This window comes from Paracoccus sp. SJTW-4 (assembly GCF_047716885.1).
Taxonomy (GTDB): Bacteria; Pseudomonadota; Alphaproteobacteria; order Rhodobacterales; family Rhodobacteraceae; genus Paracoccus; species Paracoccus solventivorans.
The window spans coordinates 1,744,256-1,762,285 of sequence record NZ_CP136681.1; the positions used below are offsets into that span (position 1 = coordinate 1,744,256).

Here is an 18,030-nt window from a genome sequence, read left to right on the forward strand (position 1 = left end):
GCTGTCCTCCTTTCCGGCCCTGATTGCCGCATAATCCTTAGGAAATCGTGAACGGCCGCGTTAACCGGGCGTTCACAAGCGCCTGCTAGCAAGGGCGCATGAAACTGCCGAATCGGGTTCCTTCCACCTTTCTGCGCACGCCGGGCCGCGATTCGCGCCCGCGCCTGGTGCTGCTGGCCGATGGCGACCATGTCCAACGGCGGCAGCTGTCCAGCCGGCTGAAGCGCAGCGGCTACCGGGTGCTCGAGGTTGCCGACGGGACGGTGGCGCTGGAGATATGCTGCGAGCGTGCGCCCGATCTGATTCTGGCAGATCTGATGCTGGAACGGCTGTCGGGGCTGGATCTCTGCCGGGCGCATCGGGCGCTGCGGCGGCAGGGCTACGGTTATTTCATCCTGCTCGGCCCCGGCTCGAATCGCATCGACGTGGCCGAGGCGCTGCAGGCAGGCGCGGATGAATTCCTGACCCGACCGGTTTCCGACGCCGAGCTTCTGGCGCGGATCGCCGCGGCCGAGCGGGTGCTGGACATGCACGACGACCTGACCGCCGCCAACCGCGAGCTGAAATCGGCGCTGGAGCAGCTGAGCCAGACGCAGGAGCAGATGAACGCCGACCTGCGCGCGGCGCGCCGGCTGCAGCAGGCGATGATCCGCGAGCACCAGCGCCGCTTCGGCGCCTTCCGCATCACGCTGCTGATGCGCCCGGCCGGAATGATCGGCGGGGATTTCGTGGGATTCCATCAGCTTGATGACAATGCGGTGGGAATCCACGCGGTGGATGTCTCGGGGCACGGGGTCGCAGCGGCGCTGCTGACCGCCCGGCTGGCGGCGCAGATCGAGGCGATGACCCACGACCTGCGCGCCTCTGTCTCGGGTCTGGTCACCACGCTGAACGACATGATGCTGGATGGGCCGCAGACCGACGCCTATCTGACCATGGTTTATGCGCGGCTCGACCTGGCGCGGCAGCGGGTGCGGCTGGTGCAGGCCGGCCACCCGCATCCGGTGATCCAGCGCGCCGACGGCAGTATCGAGCAGATCGGCAACGGCGGGCTGCCGGTGGGGGTGGTCGCCGGCGCCCGCTATGACGAGCTGGAAGTCGCGCTGTCCCCCGGCGACCGGATGCTGATCGTCTCGGACGGGATCACCGATGCGGTCGGGCCGCGGGGCGAGATGCTGGGCTCGGACGGTTTGCGCGCGATCCTGCGGCTGAACGCGCCGCTGTCGGGCAATGCGCTGCTGGAATCGATGTCCTGGTCGGTGTCGAGCTTCGCCAGCGGCGACCGCGCCGACGACCGCTCGGCCGTGCTGATCGAGCATCTGCCGGGCGCGGCGCTGCTGCCGCACCCGGGCGCGGGCGACGCGGCGCCCGAGGGGGTCACATGATCAGGACCTGCGTCCCCACCTTGGTCAGGTTGTAAAGCTGCACGATATGCTCGTTATACAGCCCGATGCAGCCGTTCGAGGATTTGCGCCCGATCTTGCGGGTGTCATGGGTGCCGTGGATGCGGTAATACTGCCAGCTCAGCCACAGCGCATGGGTGCCCATGGGGTTGTCCGGCCCGGGCGGCACGAAATCGGGCCATTCGGGATTGCGCTTCTTCATTTCGGGGGTGGGCGCCCAGCTGGGGCCCTCGACCTTCTTGATGATCTCGGTGCGGCCGGTGCGGGTCAGGTCGGGGCTGACCGGCACCGAGGTCGGGAACAGGCGGAAATCGCTGCCGTCCTCGGACCAGAAGCTGAGCGCGCGCGAGGTCAGGTCGACCAGGATCGCGCCGTTCTTGAGGGTCGAGAAATACGGCCGCCAGTCATGCATCCGAAAGCTCGAGACGTTCCGGCGGTTGTCCTGCGCCGCATCGACCTGGACCACCCCCGCATCCGGGGTCGCCCCGGCCGCAGCCGGAAGGATGCGCCGCAGCATCTGGCCGGTCCACGGGTCGACCGCCTGCGCGGCCACAGGCCCGGCCAGCCCTGCCGCACCCAGCGCGACCGAGCTTGCCAGAAAGCGGCGCCGGCTCGGGTCAGGGGGGGTGTTCGCGGACATGGATTCTTCCTTTCTGCCTTCTGCCCGGCCCTTCCGGCTCTTGGCGGGCGTTGCTCGAAAACCTGCGTCCAGCAGATAGTCCGGGCGCCGGGCAGATCAACTCAAACCCCTGTCATCGGCCCGGATTCCCGGCGCGATGCGGTGACGCGGCCACAGGCGGCGGGCCGGACCGGACCGGAGGGGCGGTCAGCGCCCGTCCAGCCGCACGAAATCCCGCACACTGCCTTGGCCGGGCTGGACCTCGGCCCAGTCCTCGGCCTGGAAATCCACCACCAGCGTCGCCGCGGTTGGATAGCTGCGGAACTGCGGGTCCAGCGGCGGCTGCGCCGGCAGCATCGCGGCAAAGGCGGCGATGCCGGGATTATGGCCGATCATCATCACCGTCGGCGCCGTCGCGCTTTGCAGCACCCGCAACATCGTGGCGGGGTCGGCGTGATACAGCGCCGGTTCGATCCGCAGCACCGGCAGGGTCTCGAACACCGCGTCGGCGGCGCAATCCCAGGTCTCGGCGGTGCGGCGCGACGAGGAACACAGCACCTCTTCCGGGTCATAGCCGCGGCTGGCCAGCCAGTCGCCCAGCGCCCGGGCCGAGCGGCGGCCGCGCGCGTTCAGCGGCCGGTCGTGATCGGGGACCGACGGATCGTCCCAGTCCGACTTGGCATGACGGGTCAGGATCAGGCGGCAATGTCCCGGTGAAGTCATCCTGATCCGTCCCCTTGCGGTTGTTCCGACAGTAAATCAGACTGCCACCCGATGCTGCGGCCCGCAAGCGGCACCGCACCGGGTCGGCGTCAAAGTTCGCTTCCGCCCTGGCGCAGCCCGTGCGGCTTGATCCGCGGCTCGGTCGAGCGGATCAGGCTGCCCGCCCCCTGTTCGGTGAACAGTTCGAGCAGCGCGGCATGGGGCACGCGCCCGTCCAGGATCACCACCGCGCGCACCCCCTGTTCCAGCGCTGCCAGCGCGGTTTCGGTCTTGGGGATCATGCCGCCGGCGATGGTGCCGTCGGCGATCATCGCGCGCACCTGGTCGGGGTGGATCTGCGTCAGCACCTGCCCCGCGCCGTCCTTGACCCCCGCCACATCGGTCAGCAGCAGCAGACGGTCGGCCTGCAGCGCGCCGGCGATGGCCCCGGCGGCGGTGTCGCCGTTGACGTTGAAGGTCTCGTTGTCGGCCATGCCGGTCGCGACCGGGGCGATCACCGGGATCAGCCCGGCGGCGTAGAGGTCGCGGATGATCTGGATGTTCATTTCCACCGGGCGGCCGACGAAGCCCAGCTCGGGGTCGTCGGGCTCGCACACCATCAGGTCGTCGTCCTTGCCGGAAATCCCGATGGCGCGGCCGCCGGCGTCGTTGATCGCCTGCACGATGCGCTTGTTGACCAGGCCGGACAGCACCATCTCGACCACCTGCACGGTTTCCTTGGTGGTGACGCGCTTGCCGCGGACGAAATGGCTGTCGATGCCCAGCCGGCCCAGCAGTTCATTGATCATCGGGCCGCCGCCGTGGACCACCACCGGGTGGATGCCGACCTGCTTCATCAGCACGATGTCGCGGGCGAATTCGGCCATCGCTTCGTCGTCGCCCATCGCATTGCCGCCGAATTTCACGACGACGACCGCGCCGGCATAGCGCTGCATGTAGGGCAGCGCCTCGGACAGGGTTCGGGCGGTGGTGACGAAGTCTCGGTCCATGCGCTGCAGTCTCATGCGGAAGGGAATCCCTGTAGGTGGCGCGACGCTAGGCAATGCGCGCCGCAAGGTCCAGACCGCCCGTGCCGGGATCGGCGAACTCGGGCCGGGGCGTGTCCGCATTGCCGAAGGGGCGGGTTTCCCGCCTCCGGGCCGAGGGGTCACAGGATGAAATCCGCCTCCGACAGGATCGGAGCCTGTTCGAGCAGGATGGACAGATCGGCGATACCGTCGCCGTCCAGATCGGCCTCTACCACCGTCAGCGCGCCGCGCAGCGACCAGCGCAGCTCTCCGGCGGTGCCGGAAAACGCGTTGCCGCCGATTGGCGCCAGCCCCAACCCGGCAAACTGCATCCGGTCCACCCCGGGGGTGAAATCGGTGATCGCATCCTCGGCCCCCGGGGGCGAATCGGGCGGCTCGAAGACGAAGACATCGGCCCCGTCGCCGCCGGTCATCCGGTCGCTGCCGGAGCCGCCCACCAGCGTGTCGTTGCCCGGGCCGCCCAGCAGGCGGTCGTTGCCGGCGCCGCCCAGCAGCAGGTCGTCGTTCCAGCCGCCGTCCAGGGTGTCGTTGCCATCGCCCCCGTCCAGCACGTCGTTGCCGCCCTCGCCCAGCATCAGGTCGGCGCCGTCGCCGCCCTGCAGCGTGTCGTGGCCGGTGCCGCCGAACAGCCGGTCGTTGCCGGCGCCGCCCAGCAGCAGGTCATCACCACCGTTTCCGCGCAGCGTGTCGTTGCCCGCGCCGCCATGGATGGTGTCGTTGCCGCCCTCGCCATAGATGAAGTCGTCGCCGTCATCGCCATACAGCAGATCCTCATCCTCGCCGCCAAAGATCAGGTCGTTGCCCGGGCCGCCCTCGATCACGTCGCGGCCCGGGCCGCCCAGGATCAGGTCGTCGCCCGCCCCGCCGAAAATGGTGTCGTGTCCGGCTGCGCCCAGGATGTTGTCGCGGCCGCCGCCGGCCTCGATCCAGTCGTTGCCGGCGCCGCCGCGGATGGTGTCGTCGCCGTCGCCGGCGTGGAAACGGTCGTTGCCGGCGCCGCCGAACATCATGTTGTTGCCTTCGTAGTCGATGAAGACGTTATCGCCGTTCAGGTCCAGCAGCAGGTCGTCGCCCGCACCGCCGATCATGGTGTCGTTGCCGCCCATGCCGAACAGCCGGTCGTTGCCCGCCCCGCCCTCGATATAATCGTCGCCGGCACCGCCGTTGATACGGTCGTTGCCGGCGTCGCCATAGATGCGGTCGTTGCCGCCCTCAGCCCCGATCAGGTCGTCGCCATCCTCGCCCCAGATGGTGTCGTCGCCCTCGCCCGCCAGCACCAGGTCGTCGCCGGCACCGCCGCGGATCAGGTCGTTGCCCGCGCCGCCCCAGACGGTATCGTTGCCGTCCCCGGCCAGCACGCTGTCGCTGCCCATGCCGCCGTGGATGAAATCGTCCAGCGCGCTGCCAAAGATGGTGTCGTCGCCGCCATAGCCATAGACGGTCGAGCCCCCGCGCGAGGCGGTGAGCACATCCCCGACAGCGGTGCCGTGGATGGTCGAGCGCACGTCCGGCGGCTGGTAATGGGTCAGCGAGAACATCGCATCGGTGAAATGGCTGGCGTCCAGCCGCTGGCCGTTGCGGGTGTGGATGTCGATGATGGTCTCGCCAAAGCGCACGCTGATGCCGTCGGCCAGCGGCTGAAAGCGCAGCTGCTGGACCGAGCGGATCATCCCCAGCATCGACAGGTCGATGCGGTCGATGCCGGGTTCATAGTCGCCGATCATCACCTGCCCGGCGATCGGCAGCGGGATGAAGGTGTCGGCGCCGTTGCCGCCATACATCCACAGCGTGCGGTTGCCGGCGATCAGGATGTCGTCGCCGTCATGGCCGTTGATCCTGGTGGTGCCGTTGCCGCCCTGGATCAGGTCGTTGCCGGCAGTGCCATCATGCAGCCCCGCGCCGACCTGCACGGTCTGGCCGATGGGGCCGGGGTCGATCACGAACTGGCTGACCCCCTGCTCCACCTGCGAGGCGGCAAAGACCGCGATCTTGCCGCCGATCGCCCGCACCGCCAGCGCCGAGACGTCCAGCAGCGTGGTTTCCGCCTGATCGGCGATGCTGCTCAGGTGGATCAGCCGGCCGTCGGGGGTCAGGGTGAACAGGCTCAGCCCGTCGTCGCTGCCGCCGGCCAGCACATAGGCGCGGCCGTCAATGGTGACGGTTTCCATCACCGTGGCGTTGCGGAACCTCGTGGCCAGCTCGTCGATGACGTGATCGACCGGAATCAGCGCGCCGTCGGGCAGCACCCGCACCGTGGTCAGCGACGAGCTTTGCGCCGAGCTGACCACCAGATAATGCCGCCCCGCGACCTCGACCGCCGCGATATCGCGCGGGCCGTTGAAGCCGGTGCCGTTGTCGGCGCCGAACAGCTCGGCCGGTTCCAGCGTGCCGTCGGGGCGGACCCGGTGCGAGGCGATGAAGTTCCCGCGCGTCGAGGCGCTGATCAGCAGGTCGAGCCCGCCCACCCGCAGCGGCAGGATCGCGTCGATCTGCGCATCCGCCGGCAGGCCGGCGGGGCGGGTGGTGCTGTCGCCCTGCAGCAGCCGCCCGTCCGGCAGCTGCTGCCACAGCGTCACCGCCGCCTGCCCGCGGGTCGAGCCATAGACCAGCGACAGCCCGCTGGCGGTGGTGAAGCTGCCCGCGTGCAGCAGATCCTCGGGCAGGGCGGAATCGACAAAGCCGCGGTCGGCGCCGCCGCGGCCGGCGTCGGTCAGCACATGCACCTGCCCCGCGGCCTGGTTCAGCCCCGCGGCCAGCAGCGACACGCCGCCCGGCCGGTCGAGCAGCACCGCCTGCGGGTCGCCCAGATGCGTCAGCTTGCGGTGGTATTCATAGTCGCCCAGCAGCCGCGGCAGCAGCCCGGTGCCGTCCACCCCCCAGATCGAGACCCCGCCGCCGGCATAGGTGGCACCGACCAGCACCACCTGTCCGCCGACCTGCCCCAGCGTCAGGTCCGAGATGTTGCCGACATAGCCCTGCGTGATCGTCGCGACATGCTGGAAACTGACCATGACACCCACCGCCCCGGAAAATCAGGACGATACTGCGCCTTCGCCGGTTAACAGGCGGTGACCGTCGCCCGTGGTTTTGCGTTGGATTTTAATCAGCCGCGGCGGAAGGGGCCGAACTCGGCGGTCTCGGCCATGTCCTCGCCGACCAGCCGGGTTTCGCGGTGCAGGTAATCCTCGACCGCTCGGCGGAACCCCGGATCGGCGATCCAGTGCAGCGAGTGCGTTTCAGCGGGCATGTAGCCGCGGGCGAGCTTGTGTTCGCCCTGCGCCCCGGCCTCGACCCGCGACAGCCCCCGCGCGATCGCAAAGTCGATGGCGCGATGGTAGCACAGCTCGAAATGCAGGCAAGGGTGGTCCTCGATGCAGCCCCAATAGCGGCCGAACAGCGCCTCCTGCCCGATCAGGTTCAGTGCGCCGGCGACCGGGCGGCCGTCGCGTTCGGCCAGCACCAGCAGGCAGTCGTCGCGCATCACCTGGTGCAGCAGGTCGAAGAACGCCCGCGTCAGATAGGGCCGCCCCCATTTGCGGCCGCCGGTGTCCTGATAGAACGCCCACATCGCGTCCCAGTGTTCCGGGCGCAGGTCGTCGCCGGTCAGGGACAGGATGCGGCCGCCGAAAGCGTTGGCGCGCTCTCGCTCCTTGCGCAGCGCCTTGCGCTTGCGGCTGGACAGCGCCGCCAGGAAATCCTCGTAGCTGCCGTAGCCCGCGTTCAGCCAGTGGTATTGCGTGGTGGTCCGCCCCAGCCAGCCCTGCGTTTCGCCGAAAGCCCGTTCGTCTGCCGTGCAGAAGGTGACATGGGCCGAGGACAGCCCCGCCTGCCCCGCCACCTGCGCCATTGCCGCCAGCAGCGCCGCCTGCACCCTACTGTCGCGGGCGATCAGCCGCGGGCCGGTGGCGGGGGTAAAGGGCACGGCGGATTGCAGCTTGGGGTAATACTGCCCTCCGGCGCGGTGCCATGCCTCGGCCCAGCCGTGATCGAAGATATATTCGCCCTGGCTGTGGGTCTTCAGATAGGCCGGCGCCACCCCCACCACCTGACCGGCCACCCGCGCCACCAGATGCGAGGGATGCCAGCCCGTCCCCTCGCCCACGGACCCCGAGGCTTCCAGCGCCGACAGGAAACGATGGCTGGTAAAGGGATCGCCCCCCGCCCCGCAGTCATCCCACAGGGCGGCATCCACCGCATCGATGCGGGGCAGGACGGAAACGCTCAGCTCGGCCATGATGCCCAAGATAGGCGCTGGCGGGCCGGGTTCAAACGCCTAGCGCTGCCGCCGCGCCATGAAGGCCAGCCGCTCGAACAGCGCCACGTCCTGTTCGTTCTTCAGCAGCGCCCCGTGCAGCCTGGGCAGCATCTCTCCGGCCGGGCGCTTGAGGTCCTCGGGCGACAGATCCTCGGCCAGGATCAGCTTGAGCCAGTCGAGGAACTCGCTGGTCGAAGGTTTCTTCTTCAGCCCCGGCGCCTCGCGCAGCTCCAGGAACTGGGTCAGCGCCTCGTCCAGCAGCCGTGGCTTGAGGCCGGGGTGGTGCACCGCCACGATCCGCTTGAGCGTCTCGGCGTCGGGAAAGCGGATGTAGTGGAAGAAGCAGCGGCGCAGGAAGGCGTCCGGCAGCTCTTTCTCGTTGTTCGAGGTGATGATGACCACCGGGCGGTGGCAGGCCACGATGGTCTCGCCGGTCTCGTAGACGTGGAACTCCATCCGGTCGAGTTCCTGCAGCAGGTCGTTCGGGAACTCGATGTCGGCCTTGTCGATCTCGTCGATCAGCAGCACCACCTTGGCGTCGGCCTCGAACGCCTGCCACAGCTTGCCCTTGCGGATATAGTTGCCGATGTCGTGGACCCGCGCCTCGCTCAGCTGGCTGTCGCGCAGGCGGCTGACGGCGTCGTATTCATACAGCCCCTGCTGCGCCCGGGTGGTGGATTTCACGTTCCACTCGATGATCGGCAGCCCCAGGCTGGCGGCGACCTGCCGCGCAAGCTCGGTCTTGCCGGTGCCGGGCTCGCCCTTGACCAGCAGCGGCCGTTCCAGCGTCACCGCGGCATTCACCGCCAGCGCCAGATCGGGCGAGGCGACATAGGTTTCGGTCGAACTGAACTGCATCGGCGGATCCTTCTGCGGCGGGCGCGGGGGCGGTCTGGCGCCGGCGGACACTAGGCCGGGCGCGGGCGCACGGCAAGTTGCCCCATGCGCGGGGACGGCGGCTATTTCCTTCCCGCGGCTCATCCTTTAAGTGGACGCCGAAAGGACCGGGCAGCGACCTGTCCCGGGCCTCGCCGGAGGACCCATGAAGCGCCAGACTTTCCTTCCCGATGAATACCGTCCCGCCGAGGACGAGCCCTTCATGAACGATCGCCAGCTGGAATATTTCCGCCGCAAGCTGCTGGCCTGGAAACAGGAACTGCTGGCCCAGTCGGCCGAGACGCTGGAGGGGCTGCAGGACAGCGCCCGCAACGTCCCCGACATCGCCGACCGCGCATCCGAGGAAACCGACCGCGCCATCGAGCTGCGCACCCGCGACCGCCAGCGCAAGCTGGTCAGCAAGATCGACGCGGCGCTGCGCCGGATCGACACCGGCGAGTTCGGCTATTGCGAGATGACCGGCGAGCCGATCAGCCTCAAGCGGCTGGACGCCCGGCCGATCGCCACCATGACGCTGGAAGCGCAGGAAAAACACGAACGCCGCGAGCGCGTGCACCGCGACGACTGACGCACGCCTCCGGCCCATCTGGGGAAAGGGAGGACGCCATGGACGAAGCGACGACAAAGCCGGTGCTGATCGTGCTGATCGACGGGTTTGCCGACTGGGAAACCCCGATGATCTCGGCGGTGGGCAGTGATTTCTACGGGGTTTCGGTGCGCCATGCCACGCCCGGCGGGGGCGAGGTGACCTCGATGGGCGGGCTGCGGGTCACCGGGCTGCCGGATATCGCGGTGCAGGGGGACGAGGTGATCGTGCTGTGCGGCAGCAACGGCTGGACCCGTCCCGATGCCCCCGACCTGTCCGCGATGCTGCAGGCGGCGCATGGGCGCGGCCAGACCGTCGCCGGGATTTGCGCCGGAACGCTGGCGCTGGGTCGGGCCGGGCTGCTGGCGGGGCGGGCGCATACCTCGAACAGCCTCGATTTCCTGCGCCAGTCCCTGCCGGATTACGCCGGGGCCGCGGATTACCGCGACCAGCCGCAGGCGGTGGCGGACGGCGGCATCATCACCGCCCCCGGCACCGCCCCGGTCAGCTTTGCCGCCGCGGTGCTGGCTGCGGCGGGGGTTGACGGGCAGCAGCTGGCGCAGCTCCGCACCCTGGCCGGTGCCGAACACCGATGACCGGGGCGCTGCAGGGGCAACAGGCGACCATCATCGGCGGCGGCATCGGCGGGCTGACCGCGGCGCTGGCGCTGGCCCGCCGCGGGGCGCGCGTCACGGTGCTGGAACGGGCCGGCGCACGGCGCGAGGTCGGCGCGGGCATCCAGGTCAGCCCCAATGCCGGGCGGGTGCTGGAGGCGCTGGGGCTGACCGCGGCGTTTCAGGCGGCCTCACACCCCTCGCACGGGGTCGAACTGCGTGACCGGCGCGGCGCGCTGGTGCTGCATCTCGACTTTGCCCGCTGGCGCCCGCAGGCGTCTTTCCGCACCATCCACCGCGCCCGGCTGGTCGAGCTGCTGGACACCGCCGCCCGCGATCATGGCGTCGAGATCCGCCTGAACACCCATGTCGACTCGCTGCCGGAAGCGGCGCTGCTGATCGGCGCCGACGGGCTGCACAGCCGGGTGCGGCGGGCGCTGAACGGGACCGAGACCCCGTTCTTCACCGGCCAGACCGCCTGGCGCGCGATCATCCCGGACAACGACCAGCAGCCGATGACCCGCGTCTTCATGGGCAACGGCCGGCATCTGGTCAGCTATCCCCTGGGCTTCGGACAGCGCAATCTGGTGGCGGTGCTGGAACGCGACAACTGGACCGAGGAACACTGGTCGCAGACCGACGACCCCGCCAACCTGCGCCGCGCCTTTGCGGGGTTTGGCGGCCCGGTCCAAGGCTGGCTGGACCGCGTGACCGAGACCGGCCTCTGGGGCCTGTTCCGCCATCAGGTCGCGGCGCGCTGGCAGGACGGGCGCATGGCGATCCTCGGCGACGCCGCCCACCCCACCCTGCCGTTCCTTGCGCAAGGGGCCTGCATGGCGATCGAGGATGCCTGGACCCTCGCCGCCTGTCTCGACGCCGATCCCGACCAGCCGCGCGCGCTGTCCCGCTATCAGCAGCTGCGCCAGCCCCGCTGCATCCGCATCGTCGCCGCCGCCACAGCGAACGCCCGCAACTACCACCTCTCGGGTCCCAAGCGCGTCGCCGCCCACGCGGCCCTGCGGCTGGCGAACCGCCTTGTCCCCCGCACGGCGTTCGAGCGTTTCGCCTGGGTCTACGACCACGACCCGACCGCCTGACCTCGCAGGGTTCGGGCGGTCACAAATATCCCGGGGGAGTCGCGCAGCGACGGGGGCAGAGCCCCCTTACGCCGCCGCCTTTTCCACCGCGGCGATGATACCGTCCACCACCTCGCGCAGAACCGCCTCGTCCTCGGCCTCGGCCATGACCCGGATCAGCGGCTCGGTGCCGGATTTGCGGATCAGCACCCGGCCCGATTGCGCCAGCCGCGCCTCGGCGGCCGCGATCTCGGCACGCACGGCATCGGCCGACAGCGGGTCGGCACCGGCGGCATAGCGCACGTTCTTCAGCATCTGCGGAACCGGAGTGAACTGGCGCAGCAACTCGCTGGCCGCAGCGCCGCTGTCGGCCAGCGCCGCCAGCACCTGCAGCCCCGCGATCAGCCCGTCGCCGGTGGTGGCGTAATCGGTCATCACGATATGGCCCGACTGCTCGCCGCCAAGGTTATAGCCCGCGCCGCGCATCCGCTCGACCACATAGCGGTCGCCGACCGCGGTGCGTTCCAGCCGCAGGCCGCGGCCCGTCAGGAACCGCTCGAGCCCCAGGTTCGACATCACCGTCGCGACCAGCGCGCCGCCGCGCAGCCGGCCGGCATCGGCCCAACGCCCGGCCAGCAGCGCCATCAGCTGGTCGCCGTCCGCCACCTGCCCCTGTTCGTCGACGATCATCACCCGGTCGGCATCGCCGTCCAGGCTGATGCCCAGATGCGCGCCATGCTCGCGCACGGCCGCCGCCGCGGCCTCGGGGTGGGTCGAGCCCACGCCGGCGTTGATGTTGAACCCGTCCGGCTCGACGCCCAGCGGGATCACCTCGGCGCCCAGCTCCCACAGCACGTCGGGGGCGGCGCGATAGGCGGCGCCGTTGGCGCAGTCGATCACCACCTTCAGCCCGTCCAGCCGCTGCCCGCCCGGGAATGTGGTCTTGGCGTATTCGACATAGCGGCCGCGGCCGTCCTCGATGCGCCGCGCGCGGCCGATATGGGCGGGCTGCGCCAGGGCGATGTCGCCGGCCAGGATCGCCTCGATCTCGGCCTCGGCCTCGTCGGACAGCTTGAACCCGTCGGGGCCGAAGAACTTGATGCCGTTGTCCTCGGCCGGGTTGTGGCTGGCAGAGATCATGATCCCCAGATCCGCCCGCATCGAGCGGGTGAGGAACCCCACCGCCGGGGTCGGCACCGGCCCCAGCAGCAGCACGTTCATGCCGGTCGAGGTCAGCCCCGCCGTCAGCGCGTTTTCCAGCATGTAGCCCGACAGCCGGGTGTCCTTGCCGATCACCACCCGGTGGCGGTTGCGGCCGTCGCGGCGGAACCAGCGCCCGGCGGCGGCACCCAGCCGCAGCGCCATCTCGGCGGTCATCGGATGGGTATTGGCCCGGCCGCGCACCCCGTCGGTGCCGAAAAGCTTTCTGCTCATGGTTCCCCTGTTCCCGTTACCGCCTGCCACAGCGCCAGCCCCTGCCTGGTCCCGGCCACATCGTGGACCCGATGGATCTGCACCCCCTGCGCCACCGCCGCCAGCGTCACCGCCAGGCTGCCCGGATCGCGCCCCGAGGCCCCCACCCCGCCGCCCAGCGTCCCGATGAAGCTCTTGCGCGAGGCGCCCAGCAGCAGCGGCACGCCAAGCCCATGATAAAGCGAGATCCGGCGCAGGATTTCAAGATTATGCTGCAAGGTCTTGCCGAAGCCGATGCCAGGGTCGACCACGATGCGGTGGCGGGGGATGCCCGCGGCCTCGGCCCGGGCGATGCGGGCCGCAAGCGCGTCATAGACATCCAGCAGCACATCGTCATAGCGCGGGTCGTCCTGCATCGTCTCGGGCACGCCCTGCGCGTGCATCAGGCAGACCGCCGCGCCCGTGTCGGCCACTGCCGAGGCCATCGCAGGGTCGAAGTCGAAGCCGGAGACATCGTTCACCATCACCGCCCCGGCCGCGACTCCGGCGCGCGCCACCGCAGCTTTGCGGGTGTCGACGGAAACCGGAACCCGCCCCGCAAAACCGGCGATCGCGGGGGTGGTGCGGGCGATCTCGTCGGCGACCTCGACCGCGCGCGCGCCCGGGCGCGTCGATTCCCCGCCGATGTCCAGCAGATCCGCGCCCGCCTCCAGCAGCGCCTGCGCATGGGCGAGACCGCCATCGGCGTTCCAGCGCCCGCCGTCGGAAAAACTGTCCGGGGTCACGTTGACGATGCCCATCAGCTGCGGGCGGTCCATCGCCAGCCCGGCCACCGGCGAGCGCGGGGCGGTCAGGGCGGCGATCACCTCGGGCGGGGCCTCGGGGACGATGCGCGGGGGCGCGCCGCGGGAAAGCTGCTCAAAGGCCGAGAACCGCACCCAGCCGCCCGCCAGCCGCCAGCGGCCCTGCGGATCGGGCAAGGGACGGAAATAGTCGCGGGCGGGTCCGGGGCTGGGCATGGATCGGGCTTCATCTGCGAAAGAGGCCAGGGCGGCCGGTTGCGGTCCTATTGCCGCCCCATTGCCCGCGCCGCAAGCATCACCCGGGCAGAAGCGCCGAGGGAATGCGGAAACCCGCCGCCGCGGCAGGCAGGGTTTCGCCCGCAGGCAGCGCCCAGTCGATGACGGTCGCGTCCAGCCGCTCGGCCAGCCACAGCGCCAGCGCCGCCGGCTCGGCCGGCAGGTCGCTGTCCGCCACCATCCGCGCCGGCGCCCAGACCACCGCAATCCCGTTCGCGGCCGCCCAGTCGAGTTCCGTGCGGCTGTCGGCGACGGTCAGCCCCAGATCACCCGCCAGCGCCCAGGCGGCCTGGTCCAACGCCAGCAGCGCGATGCGCCGCGCATTGGCGCCCTGCGGCAGTGGCAACAGCGGCGCGGCGGGGATCACCACCAGCGCCCCCGCGGGCAGGCTTTCGACCCGCCGCCCCATGACCAGCAGCGCCGGGCGCGCTACGCTGGCCGTGGCCTGCACCCGCCCGGCGCGGCGGGTCAGCGTCACCCCCAGCGCCCCCGGCACCCGGTCGAGCTTTTCGATGCTGACCGTCACCTCGGCCGCCAGCGGCTGCGCCAGCACCTGCGCGGCGATGCGTTCGGCCAGCGTCTCCAGCAGGTCATAGCGCCGGTCGGCCAGCCCGTCGGCCACCGCCCCGGTCAGCACGTCATAGGACAGGATGCGGTCCACGTGGTCGTCCACGCCCGCCACCGGCCGCGCCAGCGCCACCTCGATGGCAAAGCGCAGCCGCTGCTGCTGGCCGCGCTCGCTCTGGAACGCGCCGATCTCGGCAGAAACGATGTAGTCGCGCAGGTGGATGCGGTCGGGCTGGTCCATGCCGCTTCCTTGGAACGAACGCGGCCCCGCTGCAAGGGCAGGGCCGTGACGTTGCTTCCGCCCCGCGGGAAAACCTTAGTTCGAGGCCACCCGCTGCCCGCCGCCGCGGCGGTAAAAGATATGGCTGCCGATCCGGGTGGTGCGGGTAAAGCGCTTGGCCCAGGACGGCTTGACATAGGTGGTGTGGAAATAGGTGGCGCCCCCGGTCAGGCTGCGCGGCGCGCCCGACAGCGCCTCGAGCGCGATCTTTTCCGCCCGCATTGCCGCGGCGCGTTCGCGCATCCGCAGGCTGCCGCCCTTGTAGCTGAACTGGCCGCGCTGGTTGACCACGCCGCAGACCGAATTGGGGAAGGCCGGATGATCGACGCGGTTCAGGATCACCTCGGCCACGGCGCGCTGGCCGGACACGGGTTCACCCCGCGCCTCGAAATACAGCGCCTCGGTCAGGCATTGCAGGGTGGCGCCGGGAATGGCTGCATCGGCCCTTGCCTGGATCAGCCGCTCGGGCCCGCCGGTGACAGTGCGGGTCTTTTGCGCCATGGCTCCGGCAGGAAGAACCGGAAGGGCCAGCGCGACACACACACCGACGTGCGCCAGCCTTTTCAGCAGCTTGCTCATGAGGGTCTCGTTTTTCCGTTGCTCGCGGCCCGGATGCCCAGGCACCGATCCGCGAGGCAGGAGATGCGCTCGCAGACCCGCCCGGCACCAGTCAAAGAAACCGTGAGCGCCGGAACCGGGCCGGAATCGCGCGTTCCGGGCAGATTTCCGCCGACCGGAAAACCGCGCTTCGGCAGGTTTCGGCCCCGTTCAGCGGATCTTCATACCCGGTCCGAACCAGTCGTCCGGCCCCGTCCCCGATTCGAGCCCCGATTCCGGCCCCACCGATTCGGCCAGCCGCTGCCGGATCGCCTCTTGCGCGGCGGCCAGCCGCGCCACCGGCACCCGGAAGGGCGAGCAGCTGACGTAATCCAGCCCGGCGCGCTGGCAAAAGGCGATGGATTCGGGGTTGCCCGCGTGTTCGCCGCACATGGCGACGGTGATCCCGGGCCGGTGCGCGCGCGCCCGCCCGGTGCCGATCAGCACCAGCTCGCCCACTCCCTCACGATCAAGGATGTGGAACGGATCCTCGGCATAGACCCCCTGCCCCACATAGCTGCCCATGAAGCGCGCGGCGTCATCGCGCGACAGCCCATAGGTCATCTGGGTCAGGTCGTTGGTGCCAAAGGACAGGAAGGCGCAGTGTTCCGCGATGTCGCCCGCCCGCAGCGCGGCGCGCGGAGTTTCCACCATCACCCCCAGGCGATAGTCGAACTCGGTCCGGGTCTCGGCGCGGACGGCGGCGGCGATGCCCTCGACCCGGTGGCGGACCAGCTCGACCTCGCGCATGGCGCTGACCAGCGGGATCATGATCTCGGGGACCACGCCCTGGCCGCTGCGGCCGACCTCGACGGCGGCCTCGAAGATGGCGCGGGCCTGCATCTCGTAGATTTCCGGGACGGTGATGCCCAGCCGCACCCCGCGCATCCCCAGCATCGGGTTGTATTCGGCCAGCGCCTCGACCCTGCGCACCACGTCCGACAGCGGCAGGTCCAGCGATTCCGCCAGCTCGCGCATCCCCTCGCGGTCGTGGGGCAGGAACTCGTGCAGCGGCGGGTCGAACAGGCGGATGGTGACCGGATAGCCGTCCATGATGCGGAACAGCGCGGTGAAATCGGCGCGCTGCATCGGCAGCAGGCGGTCCAGCGACAGGCGGCGATCCTCGGCCCGATCGGCAAAGATCATCTCGCGCATGGCCGGCAGGCGCTCATCGTCAAAGAACATGTGCTCGGTGCGCACCAGCCCGATGCCCTGCGCGCCGAACATGCGGGCGGTTCGGGCGTCCTCGGGGGTGTCGGCATTGCCGCGCACCTTCATGCTGCGCGCCGCATCCGCCCAGTCCAGCAGCTGGTTGAAGCTTTCGTCCAGCGCCGGTTCCAGCATGGCGGCGGCGCCGGCCAGAACCTCGCCCGAGGTGCCGTCGACGGTGATCTCCTCGCCCTCGCGGAACAGCCGGTCGCCGGCGCGCATCACCCGCGCCCGCGGGTCGATGGCGATCCCCGAGGCGCCGACGATGCAGGGCAGCCCCAGCCCGCGCGCGATCACCGCGGCGTGGCTGGACATGCCGCCGCGTTCCGTCAGCACCGCGACCGAGGCGTGCATCCCCCGGATATCCTCGGGCAGGGTCTCGCGCCGGACCAGCACGCAGGCCTCGCCGCGCGCGGCGGCGGCCTGCGCGGCGGCGGCGGAAAAGGCGATGCGGCCGGTGGCGGCGCCGGGGCTGGCGGGCATCCCGCGGGTCACGATGTCGCGCGGCGCGCGCGGATCGACCTGATGGTGCAGCAGATCTGTCAGCGCCCGCGGCTGCACCCGCATCAGCGCCTGTTCGGGCGGGATGATGCCGTCGCGCGCCAGCCCGACCGCGATGCGCACTGCCGCGCGCGACGACCGCTGCACCCTGATCGCGTCGATGATCGACAGATGCCCGTCGGCGACGACGAACTCGATCTGCATCTCTTCCTTGAGCCGCTCGCGCGCGGCGACGCCGAAGCGGACCAGATCGGCGAACACCGCCGGCGCCGCTTCCTCGAGCGACAGGCCGCGGGGGTCGCGGGTCAGATAGATCGTCTCGGCATCGCTGCGCCTGGCGCTGCCCTGGGTCTGGCCGCGAAAGCGCCCGGTGATGCGCGGCGCGCCGGTCAGGCTGTCGATGAACTGGATCGAGCCCGAGCCGGTGACCCCCGGCCCCAGCGCCAACGCCATTTCCTGCACCACCAGCCCCAGCGGCGCATCCGCCGGCGCGCCCTTGGCCTGGCGTAGCAGCCGCGCGGTCGGCCCCTCCCACGCGCGGGCCATGGACCGCAGCACCTCGACCAGCTGGCGGGCGGGGTCCTGCGGGAAATCCTCGTCAGTTTCGTGCTGGAAACTGTCCAGCGTGTCGGCCAGCGTCGCATCGGGGTCGCTGAACATGTCGGGGTCCAGCCGCGCCACATGGATCGCATAGGCCTGCACAAAGCCGCGATAGAGCGCATCGGCGGCCTCGACCCCCAGCGATTGCGCCAGCTCGGCGTGGCGGGCAGCGTTCATGCCGACATTCAGCACCGTTCCCGGCCCGCCCCACTCCGGGTCCATCGCCGAGGGTCGCACCCCCACCAGCCCCCGCGTCCCGGCGATCAGCCGTTCCAGCTCGGCCGCAGGCAGGGGGCGGCCGGCAGCGATGGCGCGCACGGCCGAGGCGGGAATCGCAAAGCTGCGCGGCACCGGCAGATCCATGCGGACCAGCCGTTGCAGGCATTTTGCCCGCCAGCCGTGCACCCCGGCCGCGACGGGGGCCGAGGGGGTGATTTCGACGATCGACAATTCGGCGGGCTGATCCATGGGCCGGCACCCTAAGCCCGCGCCGCTTATCCTCGCAAGAGCGAAGCTTCACCCGTGCCGCAGGGGGCTGCCCGCCCCGCCGCCTGCGGCGCGTTCGGGCCCTGCCGCTGGCTCA

At 70.4% G+C, this 18,030-nt stretch carries 15 protein-coding genes; 4 read left to right on the forward strand and 11 right to left on the reverse strand.

Features of this window, described 5'->3' with window-relative positions:
* Window positions 1–98: 98 nt before the first annotated feature.
* On the forward strand, window positions 99–1,385 hold the full coding sequence (locus RSP45_RS08630; protein ID WP_415391599.1) for a PP2C family protein-serine/threonine phosphatase: 1,287 nt from the start codon (window positions 99–101) through the stop codon (window positions 1,383–1,385).
* Here the strand turns inward: RSP45_RS08630 and RSP45_RS08635 are convergent.
* The 6 genes from RSP45_RS08635 to RSP45_RS08660 all read right to left on the reverse strand — a co-directional run bounded on the left by RSP45_RS08635 (window position 1,378) and on the right by RSP45_RS08660 (window position 8,886).
* Window positions 1,378–2,043 (reverse strand): L,D-transpeptidase family protein, encoded by a 666-nt coding sequence (locus RSP45_RS08635; RefSeq protein ID WP_415391600.1) that lies wholly within the window; start codon window positions 2,041–2,043, stop codon window positions 1,378–1,380. The genes RSP45_RS08630 and RSP45_RS08635 overlap by 8 nt on opposite strands.
* A gap of 186 nt (window positions 2,044–2,229) precedes the next feature.
* Complete coding sequence (locus RSP45_RS08640; protein WP_324329185.1) at window positions 2,230–2,745, reverse strand: SixA phosphatase family protein; 516 nt, start codon at window positions 2,743–2,745, stop codon at window positions 2,230–2,232.
* An 89-nt stretch (window positions 2,746–2,834) separates the two neighbouring features.
* Window positions 2,835–3,734: an acetylglutamate kinase gene (gene argB, locus RSP45_RS08645; protein ID WP_073061908.1), complete on the reverse strand. Its 900-nt coding sequence runs from the start codon at window positions 3,732–3,734 to the stop codon at window positions 2,835–2,837.
* A 158-nt stretch (window positions 3,735–3,892) separates the two neighbouring features.
* A complete protein-coding gene (locus RSP45_RS08650) occupies window positions 3,893–6,784 on the reverse strand; it encodes a M10 family metallopeptidase C-terminal domain-containing protein (RefSeq protein WP_415391601.1) in 2,892 nt (963 codons plus the stop codon).
* A 92-nt stretch (window positions 6,785–6,876) separates the two neighbouring features.
* Entirely contained in the window at window positions 6,877–8,007 is a 1,131-nt protein-coding gene (locus tag RSP45_RS08655; RefSeq protein ID WP_415391602.1) for a GNAT family N-acetyltransferase, read from the reverse strand.
* 39 nt (window positions 8,008–8,046) lie between these two features.
* Window positions 8,047–8,886, reverse strand: a complete 840-nt coding sequence (locus RSP45_RS08660) for an AAA family ATPase (protein WP_415391603.1) — start codon at window positions 8,884–8,886, stop codon at window positions 8,047–8,049.
* A 184-nt stretch (window positions 8,887–9,070) separates the two neighbouring features.
* On the opposite strand from RSP45_RS08660, the gene dksA reads away from it, so the two are divergent.
* Genes dksA through RSP45_RS08675 form a run of 3 tightly spaced genes read left to right on the forward strand, consistent with a single transcriptional unit; the run spans window position 9,071 to window position 11,222 of the window.
* The gene (gene dksA / locus RSP45_RS08665; protein WP_073067865.1) at window positions 9,071–9,493 is read left to right on the forward strand and encodes an RNA polymerase-binding protein DksA; all 423 of its coding nucleotides are present in this window, start codon (window positions 9,071–9,073) and stop codon (window positions 9,491–9,493) included.
* A 38-nt stretch (window positions 9,494–9,531) separates the two neighbouring features.
* On the forward strand, window positions 9,532–10,107 hold the full coding sequence (locus tag RSP45_RS08670; RefSeq protein WP_415391604.1) for a DJ-1/PfpI family protein: 576 nt from the start codon (window positions 9,532–9,534) through the stop codon (window positions 10,105–10,107).
* Window positions 10,104–11,222: an FAD-dependent monooxygenase gene (locus tag RSP45_RS08675; RefSeq protein ID WP_415391605.1), complete on the forward strand. Its 1,119-nt coding sequence runs from the start codon at window positions 10,104–10,106 to the stop codon at window positions 11,220–11,222. The genes RSP45_RS08670 and RSP45_RS08675 overlap by 4 nt, the downstream gene beginning before the upstream one ends.
* Window positions 11,223–11,288: 66 nt before the next feature.
* Here the strand turns inward: RSP45_RS08675 and glmM are convergent, their stop codons facing one another.
* The 5 genes from glmM to RSP45_RS08700 all read right to left on the reverse strand — a co-directional run bounded on the left by glmM (window position 11,289) and on the right by RSP45_RS08700 (window position 17,915).
* Window positions 11,289–12,635 carry a phosphoglucosamine mutase gene (gene glmM / locus RSP45_RS08680; RefSeq protein WP_415391606.1) on the reverse strand — a complete coding sequence of 449 codons (1,347 nt, stop codon included), beginning with the start codon at window positions 12,633–12,635 and terminating at the stop codon, window positions 11,289–11,291.
* Complete coding sequence (folP, locus tag RSP45_RS08685) at window positions 12,632–13,633, reverse strand: dihydropteroate synthase (protein ID WP_415391607.1); 1,002 nt, start codon at window positions 13,631–13,633, stop codon at window positions 12,632–12,634. The genes glmM and folP overlap by 4 nt, the downstream gene beginning before the upstream one ends.
* Before the next feature lie 79 nt (window positions 13,634–13,712).
* A complete protein-coding gene (locus RSP45_RS08690; RefSeq protein ID WP_415391608.1) occupies window positions 13,713–14,501 on the reverse strand; it encodes a dihydroneopterin aldolase in 789 nt (262 codons plus the stop codon).
* Between the two features lie 75 nt (window positions 14,502–14,576).
* Window positions 14,577–15,041 (reverse strand): cell wall hydrolase, encoded by a 465-nt coding sequence (locus RSP45_RS08695; protein ID WP_327082968.1) that lies wholly within the window; start codon window positions 15,039–15,041, stop codon window positions 14,577–14,579.
* Between the two features lie 267 nt (window positions 15,042–15,308).
* Window positions 15,309–17,915: a putative PEP-binding protein gene (locus tag RSP45_RS08700; protein WP_415391609.1), complete on the reverse strand. Its 2,607-nt coding sequence runs from the start codon at window positions 17,913–17,915 to the stop codon at window positions 15,309–15,311.
* Window positions 17,916–18,030: the final 115 nt, after the last annotated feature.